Source organism: Kitasatospora sp. NPDC038210, assembly GCF_055600605.1.
Window position 1 is genome coordinate 262,164 of sequence record NZ_JBVJYK010000008.1, and the last position, 12,296, is coordinate 274,459.

A 12,296-nucleotide genomic window follows, 5' to 3' on the forward strand; every position below is an offset into this window, starting at 1 on the left:
GGTCCGCTGATCAGCCGGTCGGACGACCACACAACACGCCCCACCGGGGCAACCCTCCGTGGCGCCGCCGGGTCGCGCCCGAGGCCCGCGGCTAGCGTGTCCGCATGGGCGCTCAGCAACTCGATCTGACCGGGCTGCGCCGGGTGTACGGGCGGGCCGGGAGCCGGTGGTTCTACACCCGGGTGGCGCGCAACGCCCGGCACTGGGGATGGACGGAGCCGGGGCAGTCGAAGTGGCGGCTGTGGCGGGCGCAGCAGCAGCTGGAGGACGTGCTGGGGCACAAACTGGCGTTGCCGGTCGGGGCCCGGGTGCTGGACGCCGGGTGCGGGGCGGGGGTGGTGGCGCGGGCGATGGCCGCGCGGTTCGGACTGGAGGTGACCGGGGTCGACGTGCTGGACTTCCACCTCGCCGAGGCCCGTCGGCTCAGCGTCCGGGCCGCACTGGACGACCGGACCGCCTTCTCCTGGGGCGACTACCACCGGCTCCCCTTCGGGGACGACGAGTTCGACGGCGCCTACTCGATGGAGACGCTCGTCCACTCCTACGACCCGCCGCGCGCCCTGGCCGAGTTCCACCGGGTGCTGCGCCCGGGCGGGCGGCTGGTGCTGCTCGGCCCGATGAGCACCGTCCCGCTGGACGAACTGGAGCCGGGCGCACGGGCGTTGCTCGAACCGTACCTGGACGCGATGACGATGACGGGCGCCAAGCTCTACCACGCCCGCAACCTGCCGCGGCTGCTCGCCGACGCCGGGTTCGAGGTCGAGGAGGCGCTGGACGCGACGCCGTACTACACGCCCACGTCGGAGGCGGTGTACGCGTACTTCCGGCTGCCGTGGGAGGTCCTGCGACGCTTCGGCGACCCGGCGAAGTGGCTCAACCTCCGCTCCACGGTGGAGATGTACGCCGTCCGCGAGTACATCGCCTGGTACGTCCACACCGCCGTCAAGCCGGCGCGGTGACCTCCGCCGTGGACGGGCGCCCGGCGCCGCTGCCGTACCCGAGCGGCTGGTTCTGCGTCGGCCGGGCCCGGGACCTGCCGCCCGGGCGGGTGCGGACGGCCCGGCTGATGGGCGAGGACGTGGTGCTGTACCGGACCCGCCGGGGCGCGGTGCGCGCGGTCGGGCCGCACTGCCCCCACCTGGGCGCGCACTTCGGCGCCGGCGGGACGGTCCGGGGCGAGGAGCTGGTCTGCCCGTTCCACGGCTTCGCCTTCGGTCCGGACGGTTCGTGCACCGGGGCGCCGGACGGCACCCGGCTCCACGCGTCACTGACGACGCACCACCTCAGCGAACGGGACGGCGCGCTGTTCGTCTGGCGGGGCCCGGACGGACGGCCGCCCGGGTGGGAGCTGCCGCCGGCGGTCGGGGTGCGTCCGCTCGCCTGGTGGAGCGGGGAGGTGCGCTCGCACCCGCAGGAGGTGATGGAGAACAGCGTCGACTTCCGGCACGTGAGCGTGCTGCACGGCCTGGACACCCGGGAGACCGCGCCGCCGGAGGTGGACGGCCCGCTGTTCACCGTCCACCAGCGCACCACGACCCGATTCCCGGGGCTGGGCGCGGTCAGCCTGGAGCAGCCGGTGACGCTGGCGGGGCTGGGGATGATGCGACTGACGGCCGAACTGCCGCAACTGGGAAGCACGCTGCGGGTCTGGGTGCTGGCGACACCGGTCGCGCCGTGGCGGACCAGGGTGTGGTTCGCGGCGACCGGTACGGTGCCGGTGCCGGCATGGGCGCCGGTGTCGGCGCTGGTGCCGGGGGGCGGGTCGGCGAAGGCGCTCGACCGGGCGACGTCCTGGCTGGCGCTGCAGGCCTCGGTGCGGATCATCAAGCAGGACCGGCCGGTGCTGGCCCACAAGCGGTACCTGGAGCAGCCGCGGCTCGTCCCCGGGGAGCGCTCGATCGGACTGTTCCGCCGCTGGGCCCGGCAGTTCTACCCGGAGGCGGATCCCGCGGACCGACCCCGACCCCGGGGCGCGGCAAGGGACTCCCACACCGGGTCGGGCAGCCCGGGGACGGACCGCCCCTCCGCCTGCCACCGCCGGGCCAGCTCGGCATAGATGGGAGCCTCCGGATCGGGTTCTCCGGGCGGCTCCAGCCCATGCAGGATCGTTTCTTCGGCCGGCCACCGCCGTGCGACCGGCATCACCCCAAATCCACTCACACCCACCCAACGCGCCCAGGCCGCGCCGGGACACGGTTCCGTCAACCGGACGGCCCGCACATCAACCCCTCGCGGGGCTCCGTCCGGGGCGGCGCGGAGGGGGCGCCGCGGGGCACGGGAGGCGCTGCGGGGCACGGGAGGCGCTGCGGGGCACGGGAGGCGCTGCGGGGCACGGGAGGCGCTGCGGACAGGGGTTGGCGCGCAGGAAGTCGGTCGGGCCGACTTCCTGCGCGGCCGTGTGCATGCACGACGCACGACGCGTACGGCGCCCTGCCGCCTACCGTCGGCGGCCCGCCGCCAGCAGCTCGGGCACGGTGGCGAGCTTCACCCGGGGCCGCCCCTCCGCCTCGCCCCGCTCGCGCTCGGCCCGGTCCACCGCCCGCAGCTCCTTCAGCCCGACCGCGTCCGGCCGACGGCGCCGCACCAACCGGTCGAAGTCCTTGCGGCCCGCCTCCGGTACCGGCAGCACGCGGGCGGCCGCGTCGTCCAGGAGTGCGTCCACGGTCTCGCGTGCGCAGGCCCGGTTGGCACCGATCCCGCCGGACGGGCCGCGCTTGGCCCAGCCCACCACGTACGTCCCCGGCAGCGGCTGCCCGGTCTCCGGGTCGACGACCCGGCCGCCCCGGTGCGCGACCGTCCCCGCCCGCTCGTCGAACGGCAGCCCCGGCAACGGCACCCCGCGGTGCCCGATGGAGCGCACCACCAGCCCGGCCCGCAGCACGTCCCGCTCCCCGGTCGGCTCGACCCGGCCCCCGTCCACCGGCCTGGTCCGCTCCACGACCAGCGCCTCGACCTGCCCGTCCCCGGACAGCTCCACCGGCGCCGACAGGAACCGCAGCACGATCCGCCGCCCCGCGCCGGGCTCGGCGGCCCCGTCGTACGGGACCAGCGGGAGGCCGGCGAGCAACGCCGCCCGCGAGCCTGCGGGCGGCGGCGCGGCGCCCGGGCCCGCTCCCCCGGCCGACGCCGACGCCCCCGCCTCCTCCGCCGACGCCCCCGCCGCCGACACCGCTGCGTCGATGGCGGCCCGGACCTCCGGGTGGTCCTCGACCACCACCTCGACGCCCGGCAGCTGCCGCAGCGCCAGGAACTCCGCCGCGGTCCACGCCGCCTGCTCCGGACCGCGGCGGGCGAGCAGCACGACCTCCCGCACCCGGCTGCCGCGCAGCGCGGCGAGGGCGTGGTCGGCGATGTCGGTGGCGGCGAGCCGGTCGGGGTCGGTGAGCAGGATGCGGGCGATGTCCACGGCCACGTTGCCGTTGCCGACCACGACCACCCGCTCCGCCGACAACTCGACGGCGTCGGCCGGCACCGTCGGATCGGCGTTGTACCAGCCGACGAAGGCGGTCGCGGGCAGGCTGCCGGGAAGATCCTCACCGGGGACGCCGAGCCGGCGGTCGGCGGCCGCACCGACGGCGTACACCACCGCGTGGTGGTGCGCGGCGAGTTCCCGGTGGGTGACGTCCGCACCGATCTCCACGTTCAGGTGCATCCGCAGCCGTGGGTCGCGGAAGACGCTCGCGAAGCTCTCCGCGATCCGCTTGGTCGACTGGTGGTCGGGCGCGACGCCGTGCCGCAGCAGACCTCCGGTGACCGGCAGCCGGTCGATCATGGTGATCTCGGCGCTGGTGCTGCGCAGCAGTTCCTGCGCGGTGTAACCGGCCGACGGCCCGGTGCCGACGACGGCGATCCGCAGCGCGCCGAGCTCCCCCGGCAGGCTGCGCGGAAAACTCGGCCGGCCCCAGGCGTGGTCGTTGGGGTGGTCGCGGAACCAGTCGCGGTTGAGGTCCCCGAACACGGTGTCCGGACCGCGCAGCCGGTCGACCGGGAACACCGCGTCCACCGGGCAGGCGTCCGCACAGGCGCCACAGTCGATGCACGCCTTCGGGTCGATGTACAGCATGTCGGTGGTGCCGAACTCCGGCTCGTCCGGGGTCGGGTGGATGCAGTTGACCGGGCAGACGGACACGCACGAGGCGTCGTTGCAGCAGGTCTGGGTGATCGCGTAGGCCATGGCCGGAGTGGGGTCCTCGCTGCGCGTCGGAAGGTGGCGTCGGGGGTCGCGTCGGGGGTCGCGTCGGGGGTGGCGGAGGGTGCGGTGGGTGCGGTGGTAGGTGGCGGCGGTGGGCACGGCGGTGCGGCGGTGCGGCGAGCAGGGGCGGGCGGCGCGGGTGCGCTTCCGACCGCAGGTCAGAGCATGTGCACGCGGCGGTAGACGGCCGCCGAGCGGCCGGTGAGCAGCCCGGTCTCGGCGAGGAAGGCCATCAGGTGCCGGGAGCTGGTGCGCATCATCGCCTTGCGGTGCTCATTGGCCTGCACCTCGGCGAGCGCCCGCTGCACGTCGAGCCCGGCGGCCCGGTAGACGCCCGGGTGGACCATGCTGGTGACGATGACGTACGCGCCCACGGCGATGCCGGTCGCCGAGGCGCGTCGGCGCGCCGGGCTCGCGTGCCGCATCCGCTCGCGGATCTCCTGCCGGGCGAACTTCATGTGCCGCGACTCCTCGACCACGTGGATCCGGGACGTCCCGCGGACGATCTCCAGCACGTTCTCGCCGCGCATCCAGTCGCGCTGCATGACGTCGAGCACCTCTTCGGCCACCAGGATGCCGCCGTAGGCGAGTTCACCCTTGGCGAGCGCCTTGAACACGCGTCCGGCCTGGGCGATCAGCTTGTTCGGCCGGTAGGCGGGGACGCCCATCTTCTCGCAGGCGCGGGCGAACATGATCGAGTGGCGGCACTCGTCGGCGATCTCGGTGAGGGCGAACCGGAACTCGGCGCTGGCGGGGTCCTTGAGGTACTGGTCGCGCAGCACCATCTGCTGGAGGATCATTTCGAACCAGATGCCGGTGTTCATGATCGAGCAGACCTCGTGCCGGGTCAGGGTCACCCGCTGCCGCTCGGTCATCTCGTCCCACAACCGCGTGCCGTAGAGCGTGCTCCACTCCGGGTTGAGGCCGTAGTGCTCCTCGGGGAGGGGGGCGTCCCAGTCGATCTCGGTCGAGGGGTCGAAGGAGAGGGCGGCGGCCGACTCCAGCAGCCGCTTCGAGACGTCGTCGTCGGCGGTGGTGTGACGGTCACTCCGGCGGTCGTCCTGACGGTGGTCCCGCCTCCGCGCCCTCGGGTCGGTGAGAGCCATGGCTGCCTCCAGGTGCCTGCTGCTGCGGGTGCCCGCTCACCCGCTTATTAGACGGACAGTACAATAAGACCCTGCCGCCGAGAACCCCCCGCGCAGCAGCGAGCCGGCGCGCGGGCGGGCACGACGAAGGGCGGGGCCGTCGCGGCCCCGCCCTTCGCTGCGCTCTTCGCCCTGCGCGCGGTTTCGCTCGCCGTTTCGCTCGCCGCTCTGCTCGCCGGCCTCCGCTACACCGAGGCCAGCGCCCGGCGCAGCGCCTCGGCGGCCTCCGCGGTCGCCTCCCGGAAGCGCCGGCCGATGCCGATGTAGTTGGCGTACCCGTGGATGAGGTCCGGCTGGCGGCTCAGCTGCACCGTCACCCCGGCCTCCTCCAGCGCCCGCGCGTACGCCTCGCCCTCGTCGCGCAGCGGGTCGAAGCCCGCGGTGCCGATGTACGCGGACGGCAGACCGGCCAGGTCCCCGGCGAGCAACGGCGACAGCCGCGGGTCGACGCGGTCGGCGGGCTCGGGCGCGTACCGCTCCAGGAACCAGTCCATGTCGGCGCTGGTCAGGAAGAACCCGTCGGCGAACAGCTCCCGCGAGGGGCGCCGGGTCGACGCATCGGTCGCCGGGTACAGCAGTAGCTGGAACACCGGCGCGGGACCGCCCCGCCGCACGGCCTGCTGCGCCGCGACGGCGGCCAGGTTGCCGCCCGCACTGTCCCCGCCGATCGCGATCCGCTCCGGGTCCGCACCCAGGTCGGCCGCCTTGGCGTGCGCGTAGTCGAACGCGGCCAGCGCGTCCTCGGCCCCGGCCGGGAAGGCGTGCTCGGGCGCCAGCCGGTACTCCACCGACAGCACCCGCACGTGCGCCCGCTGCGCCAGGAACCGGGCGACGTGGTCGTGACTGGCCCGGCTGCCGACCACCCAGCCCCCGCCGTGCAGGTACACCAGCAGGCCGGAACCCTCCGCCAGACCCTCCGGCGTGTACAGGGTCGCCGCCAACTCGCCCTGCTCCTGCGGGATCCCGACGGCCCGCGCGGCCACCGTGTGGAGCGTCGGCCCGCCCACCAGGTACCGGGCGTACTCCATCGCGGCCCGCGACGGATCGACCCCACCCGGCATCACCAGCGCCGCCTTCGACTGCCGCTGCAGCTTGAGTATCAACTGCGCGTCCAACGCGAGCGTCTGCCCGTCCCGCACCACCGGCTTGCCCGCGATCGCCCGCCGCAGGCCCTCCGGAAGGGCGTACATGCCCCGGACGACGGCGGCCTGGATCCGGACGGGGAGTGGGATCGTCATCTCTTCTGCCTCCTGGGGACGGTGCTGGGGACTCGACCGGGAACCGCGCTCGGGACCAGCTGGGGACCGGCTGGGGACCGCGCTCGGGACCGACCGGGGACGGTGTTGCCCGAACGGGAGCCCATGATGGGGCCGTCCCAGCAGAGTTGGAAGCCTCCTGGACGCCCTCTGAACCCACCCTCGACCCGACGCGCGCCCACCCTGGTCCGGCACCCGGGGAAATTATGCAGACCGGTCTACATTCTTGCCGCCGCCCCCGCCGCCCAGCGCCACTGCGCACGAGAAGTCGGTCAGGCCGACTTCCTGCGCACGAGCACCACTTCAGGGGTCGAATCAGTAGACCGACCGACATAATCTGGCCCACACCACCCCCGGCACCACACCCAGCACCACCCCCAGCCGCACGGGAAGTCGACCCAGCCGACTTCCCACGCACACCACGCCGCCAGCCCCCAGCCCCGGCCCCACCCGCGCGCGAGTCAGTAGACCGACCTACATATTCGCCCCACCCGCACTCCAAGCCCCGAGGCTCGGGCCGCCAGGTGGCGGCGTTCGGGGGCGCTGGAGGTACGGGAGGCGGCTTCGCGGTAGGCGCGGGCGGCGGCGGCCGGGTCGGTGCCGAGCCGGTCGAGGAGGTGGGCGCGCACGGCGAGCAGCCGGTGGTGGCGGGCGAGGCGCCGGTCGGCGGCCAGCGCATCGAGGAGGGCGAGCCCGGCCGCCGGCCCGTGGACCATCGCCACCGCGACGACCCGGTTGAGGGCGACCACCGGGTTGGCGTCGAAGCGCAGCAGCAGGTCGTACAGCGCCAGGACCTGCGGCCAGTCGGTGGCCTCGGCGGTCGCCGCCTCACTGTGCACCGCGGCGATCGCCGCCTGCACCAGGTACGGACCGGGCTGCCCGCCCGGTAGCGCAGCGGCGATCAACTCCAGACCTTCATCGAGCAGTTCGCGGTCCCAGCGGGCACGGTCCTGCTCCTCCAGCGGCACCAGCTCGCCGTACGGTCCGGTGCGGGCGGGTCGGCGGGCGTCGGTGAGGAGCATCAGGGCGAGCAGTCCCGCCGTCTCGGCGTCGCCCGGGGTGAGGCGCCGCAGCAGCCGGGTGAGCCGGATCGCCTCGACGGCGAGCTGCGGCACGGTCAACTCATCGCCGGCGCTGGCCGTGTAGCCCTCGTTGAAGATCAGGTACAGCACGTGTCGGACCTCGCAGAGCCGCGCCGCTCCGCCGTCCCTTTCCCTCTTCCCCTGCCCCGCCCGCTCCCCGTCCTCCGCCCCGTCCCCCTCCGGCGGCGCCAGGCGGCCGCCCGCCGCCTTCAGCGTCTGCTTGGCCCGGCTGATCCGTTGCGCCATGGTCGCCTCGGGCACCAGGAACGCGGCGGCGATCTGCGCGGTGGTCAGGCCGCCGACGGCGCGCAGGGTCAGCGCGATCCGGCTCGGTACCGACAGTGCCGGGTGGCAGCAGAGGAACAGCAGCGCGAGCGAGTCGTCCGCCGCCGGGTCGGGCTCGTCGGCGGCGGGGGCGAGCAGCGCCGCCTGCGGGGTGGCCAGCGCCAGCGCCTCCTCCCGGCGGCGCCGGGCCGACTCGCTGCGCACCTGGTCCACCAGTCGGCGGTCGGCGACGGTCACCAGCCAACCACGCGGGTTGGCCGGCACCCCGCCCGCCGTCCACTGCAGCGCGGCGGCCAGCAGGGCTTCCTGCACGGCGTCCTCACACGCGTCGAAGGCCCCGCCGTGCCTGCGCACCAGCGCGCCGAGGACCTGCGGCGCCAGTTCGCGCAGCAGGCCCTCGACGCCGTTCGGCTCGGTCACCCGTTCGCCGCGAGGTCGTTCGTCGGCGACTCGTGCAGGATCGGCCACAGCTCCACCGGCTCGACGTCCGCGAACGGCATGTCCGCCGCGATCTGCTGGGCGCGCTCCGGGCTCTCGCAGTCCAGCAGGTAGAAGCTGGCCAGGTACTCCTTGGTCTCCAGGTACGGCCCGTCGGTGATCACCGGCACGCCCTCCGCCCGCCGCACCAGCTGCGCGGCGGCCGCGTCCGCCAGCCCGTACGCGCCGATCAGCTCGCCGCTCGCGCGGTACTTGGTGTTGAACGCCTCCTGCTTGGCGATCGCCTCCGGCCAGGCCTCGGCCGGGAAGGAGTCCCACTTGGCCTGGTTGCCGTAGATCATCGCGACGTACTTCATCCCGGGTGTCCCCACTTCCGTCCCGCACGCCCCTCCGGCGCGCCGTCACCTCTCAGTCGGAGCCGCGGCAGGGGCCCTCGACATCGACGGCGGGGTTTCTCCGAAGTTTTTTCGCCGTCGGAGATCCGCCGTCAAGCACTCGCCGTCAAGCACCCGCCGTCGGAGACTCGCCGTCGGAGGATCCCTCTCAGGCGCCGCGCCGGTCCACGGCCTCGAAGGCCGCCAGCGCCCGCGCGCCCGGTTCCAGTGCCCGACGCAGCGCCGCCAGGCCGGGAGCGTCCAGGCCGCCCAGTGCGTCGGCGAGTTCCTCCGTCACGTCCTGTGCGATCTCCTCGGCCACCGCCTCCGTGGCCGTGCGCGGCCCCAGCTTGCTGACCGCGGCGGCCGCGCGGGCGGGCGTGAGCAGGGCCGACGCCTGGACCAGCAGCCACGCCGGCACCCCGGCCGCGCCCTCCGGCGGGGGCAGGTAGGGGCGGGCGCCGCCGTAGCGCTCGTCCTCGGCGAAGGCCTGCTGCTTCACCTTCACCAGCGGCCGGGCCACCGCCCCCGCCTCGCCCGACTCCCGCCACTGCCCGGCCGGTTTGAGGACGTACCCCTCCGCGAGGTTGTCCGCCAGCTCGGGCAGCCCGAACAGTGCCGGCACCCGGCTCGGGAACAGCGCCGGGAGGTCCTGCAGCGCGTTCAGCGGGCCGTGGCCGAGGAGCGGCACGCAGGTGAGCCCGGCGGTGCCCGCGGCGGTGCGCAGGGCACGGTCGGCGATCCACCAACGGCCTTCGGACGTCCGTACGGTGGCGTCGAACGGCAGCCAGCGCAGGCCGGGGTCGTACCAGACGCCGGTCTGCACCGGTTCGAGCCCGTCGGCGGCGGGCACGTCGGTGTGCGGGTAGCGTCCGCCGGCCAGTTCGCCGTAGACGGTCACCACCGCCGACGGGCCCCACGGCCCGCGCACCGCACCGGCGAGCCGGGCCGCGGCGACGGCGAGGCCGGGCCAGATGCGGCTCACGCCGAAGAAGCCGTCCAGCCCTTCTTCGTCGAGCAGTTGACGCCGTTTCGCGGGCCGCACCGAGTCGCCCTCGCAGACCACCGCGAAGTGCGCGCCGTGCACCTTCTCCGCCGCGACCCACTCGCGGCTGCCGGGCCCGCCGGAGCGGCCGCGCGCGGGGATCTTGGGATAGGGCTGCAGCTCGGCCGCGTCGAACACCGTCGTCGTCTCGGACACGCACAGGATCCTCGCCGCCGGATCCGCCCGTCGGCAACCGGGATTCCCTACCCCGCCGATCCCACAGGTGCGTGCCCGGCCCGGACACGCTCGGCCCGAACACGCTCGGAGCCGCACGCCGCGGTCATCCCGGTGCGCCGCGGCCGGCGGCCGGGTACGCGGTCACCCCGGCACGCGGTCACCCCGGTGCGCGGTCAGACCGCCCACTGCGAGCGCAGCCGGGCGAACGCCTCGTGGAACCCGGGGAAGGTCTTCCGCACGCACCCCGGGTCGTCGAAGGTGATCCCCGGCGTGCGCAGCGAGGTGACGGCGAAGGACATCACGATCCGGTGGTCGGAGTGCGTGGCGACCTCGACCGGGCGCGGCGCACCGGGGTGGATCTCGATCCAGTCGTCGCCGGTCGCGACCGTGATGCCCATGGCGCGCAGGTTGGCGGCGCAGGCCTCCAGCCGGTCGCACTCCTTGACCCGGGTGTTGTGGACGTCCTCGATCCGCACCGGCCCGGACGCGAAGGGCGCGATCGCCGCGAGGGTGGGCATGGTGTCGGAGATGTCCCGCATGTTGACGGTGAGGCCGTTCAGCGTGCCGTCGCCCGCCACCGTCGTACGGTCGCTCCCGACGTCCACCCGGGCGCCCATCCGCCGCAGCACCTCCACGAAGCGCAGGTCGCCCTGGAGGGCGTCCCGGCCGAGGCCGGGCACGGTGACCTCCTGGCCGGCGACGGCCGCGGCGGCGAAGAAGTAGCTCGCGGCGGAGGCGTCCGGCTCGACGGCGTACGCGGTGGCCCGGTAGCCCCCGGACGGCACCTCGAACACCTCGCCGCCGGGCGTCCGCTCCCGCTTCACCTCGACCCCGAACTCCCGCATCATCGCCAGGGTGATGCCGACGTACGGGGCGGACACCAGCCGGGTGACGGTGATCCGCAGCCCGTCCCGGGTGAGTGGGCCGAGCAGCAGCAGCGCGGTCAGGTACTGCGAGGACTCCCCGGCGTCGAGGGTGAGTCCGCCACCGCGGACGCCGTCGGCGACGACCGTGAGCGGGTGGTGCCCCTCGGCCTCCTCGTGCCGCAGGTCGACGCCCAGCTCGCGCAGCGCCCGGGTCAGCGGGGCGACCGGACGGCGGCGCATCTGCGCGGAGGCGTCGAAGCGGTAGGTGCCGTGGCCGGCGGCGGCGAGGGCGGGCAGGAAGCGCGCGGTGGTGGCGCCGTCCCGGCAGTACACCTCGGCCGTCTCCACACCGGGCCCGGCCGGCCGTCCCGTCACCCGCCACCGGTCCGCCGCCCGCTCGACGTCGTACCCGAGGGCGACCAGTCCCTGCGCGAAGCCCTCGGTGTCGTCCGAGGCCAGCGGCCGGTGCAGGGTGGTCACGCCGTCGGCGGCGGCGGCCAGGAACAGCGCCCGGGCGGTGATGGACTTGGACCCCGGGATCTCGACGGCAGTCACGGCAGGCTCTCCCTACACAGGTGTGTCCAGCGATGTCGGCCCGATCCTGCCGCACCTGCGCCCTGCCGTTCCCGGCCTTCCACGGACCGGACGGCGCCGGCCCGACGGCCGCCCGGCGGACGGGGGACGGGGGACGGCTCGGCGGACGCCGCCCCCCTCCGGACCCCGCCCCGCCCGGTACCCCGCAGGCTCAGCGGCGCCCCCAGAGCCCGAGCAGGTGGGCGTGCAGGACCTCCTCCGCCTCCTCCGCCGTCCGGTGCCCGACCAGCACGTGCGCGGTGAGGCCGTCCGCCAGGGCCAGCAACGTCCGGGCCTCGGTCCGATCCGCCGCACGACCCTCCGCCGACTCCCCGAGCCCGGCCCCGCCTCCGTCCCCGGCCCCGGCCTCGCCTCCGTCCCCGGAGGCCTCCGCGAGCAGCCGCACCACCAACTCCTCCAGGGCCGCGTAGCTGCTCCGCAGGGTCGCCGCCAGCGCTGGGTTCACCGCGGCCCCGGCGACGAAGGCGAGCCAGATCCTGGCCTCGGCCCGGTGCTCCTCGCGCAGCAGCGCCACTTCCCGGGCCACCAGCCCGAGTTCGCTGGCGGCCGACTGCGCCGGGCCGGCGGCCAGCCGCCTCCGGACCCGCTCGGTGACGCGCTCGCCGATGTGCGCGAGGGCGAACCGCAGCATCTCCTCCTTGGTGCGGAAGCAGCGCTGGACGGCCCCCATCGACACCTCGGCGCGGGTGGCGACGTCCCGGAGGGTGACGCCCTCCAGTCCGTGCTCGTCCACCAGCAGGCAGACGGCATCGGCGATCTGCCGGCGTCGGCCCTCGTGGTCCACCTGCTTCGGCATGTCCGGCCTCCTCGTCCCGGCTCCGGGAACCGGGGCCGTCCATTAT

At 74.9% G+C, this 12,296-nt stretch carries 10 protein-coding genes; 2 read left to right on the top strand and 8 right to left on the bottom strand.

The window, feature by feature from the left end; translation table 11 throughout:
• Positions 1–104 precede the first annotated feature (104 nt).
• Positions 105–959: a methyltransferase domain-containing protein gene (locus ACZ7KX_RS19165; protein ID WP_470327422.1), complete on the top strand. Its 855-nt coding sequence runs from the start codon at positions 105–107 to the stop codon at positions 957–959.
• Positions 956–2,056, top strand: coding sequence for an aromatic ring-hydroxylating oxygenase subunit alpha (locus ACZ7KX_RS19170; protein ID WP_470327423.1), 1,101 nt, complete (start codon positions 956–958; stop codon positions 2,054–2,056). The genes ACZ7KX_RS19165 and ACZ7KX_RS19170 overlap by 4 nt, the downstream gene beginning before the upstream one ends.
• 381 nt (positions 2,057–2,437) lie before the next feature.
• Here ACZ7KX_RS19170 and ACZ7KX_RS19175 read toward each other — a convergent pair whose 3' ends face one another.
• The 8 genes from ACZ7KX_RS19175 to ACZ7KX_RS19210 all read right to left on the bottom strand — a co-directional run bounded on the left by ACZ7KX_RS19175 (position 2,438) and on the right by ACZ7KX_RS19210 (position 12,250).
• The gene (locus ACZ7KX_RS19175) at positions 2,438–4,174 is read right to left on the bottom strand and encodes an FAD-dependent oxidoreductase (protein ID WP_470327424.1); all 1,737 of its coding nucleotides are present in this window, start codon (positions 4,172–4,174) and stop codon (positions 2,438–2,440) included.
• 176 nt (positions 4,175–4,350) lie between these two features.
• The gene (locus tag ACZ7KX_RS19180) at positions 4,351–5,298 is read right to left on the bottom strand and encodes a diiron oxygenase (protein ID WP_396551556.1); all 948 of its coding nucleotides are present in this window, start codon (positions 5,296–5,298) and stop codon (positions 4,351–4,353) included.
• A 224-nt stretch (positions 5,299–5,522) separates the two neighbouring features.
• Positions 5,523–6,575, bottom strand: coding sequence for an alpha/beta hydrolase (locus ACZ7KX_RS19185; protein ID WP_470327425.1), 1,053 nt, complete (start codon positions 6,573–6,575; stop codon positions 5,523–5,525).
• A gap of 479 nt (positions 6,576–7,054) precedes the next feature.
• Entirely contained in the window at positions 7,055–8,380 is a 1,326-nt protein-coding gene (locus tag ACZ7KX_RS19190; RefSeq protein ID WP_470327426.1) for an RNA polymerase sigma factor, read from the bottom strand.
• Complete coding sequence (locus ACZ7KX_RS19195; protein ID WP_470327427.1) at positions 8,377–8,754, bottom strand: YciI family protein; 378 nt, start codon at positions 8,752–8,754, stop codon at positions 8,377–8,379. The genes ACZ7KX_RS19190 and ACZ7KX_RS19195 overlap by 4 nt, the downstream gene beginning before the upstream one ends.
• Positions 8,755–8,941: 187 nt before the next feature.
• The gene (locus tag ACZ7KX_RS19200; protein WP_470327428.1) at positions 8,942–9,973 is read right to left on the bottom strand and encodes an RNA ligase family protein; all 1,032 of its coding nucleotides are present in this window, start codon (positions 9,971–9,973) and stop codon (positions 8,942–8,944) included.
• 194 nt (positions 9,974–10,167) lie between these two features.
• The gene (aroA, locus tag ACZ7KX_RS19205) at positions 10,168–11,415 is read right to left on the bottom strand and encodes a 3-phosphoshikimate 1-carboxyvinyltransferase (protein WP_470327429.1); all 1,248 of its coding nucleotides are present in this window, start codon (positions 11,413–11,415) and stop codon (positions 10,168–10,170) included.
• A 190-nt stretch (positions 11,416–11,605) separates the two neighbouring features.
• On the bottom strand, positions 11,606–12,250 hold the full coding sequence (locus ACZ7KX_RS19210; protein WP_470327430.1) for a TetR/AcrR family transcriptional regulator: 645 nt from the start codon (positions 12,248–12,250) through the stop codon (positions 11,606–11,608).
• Positions 12,251–12,296: the final 46 nt, after the last annotated feature.

Bases quoted from the DNA above. Each gene is read 5' to 3' on its own strand.
- ACZ7KX_RS19210 (WP_470327430.1), bottom strand. From the start codon at position 12,250: ATGCCGAAGCAGGTGGACCACGAGGGCCGACGCCGGCAGATCGCCGAT.
- ACZ7KX_RS19165 (WP_470327422.1), top strand. From the start codon at position 105: ATGGGCGCTCAGCAACTCGATCTGACCGGGCTGCGCCGGGTGTACGGG.
- ACZ7KX_RS19195 (WP_470327427.1), bottom strand. From the start codon at position 8,754: ATGAAGTACGTCGCGATGATCTACGGCAACCAGGCCAAGTGGGACTCC.
- ACZ7KX_RS19175 (WP_470327424.1), bottom strand. From the start codon at position 4,174: ATGGCCTACGCGATCACCCAGACCTGCTGCAACGACGCCTCGTGCGTG.
- ACZ7KX_RS19180 (WP_396551556.1), bottom strand. From the start codon at position 5,298: ATGGCTCTCACCGACCCGAGGGCGCGGAGGCGGGACCACCGTCAGGAC.
- ACZ7KX_RS19185 (WP_470327425.1), bottom strand. From the start codon at position 6,575: ATGACGATCCCACTCCCCGTCCGGATCCAGGCCGCCGTCGTCCGGGGC.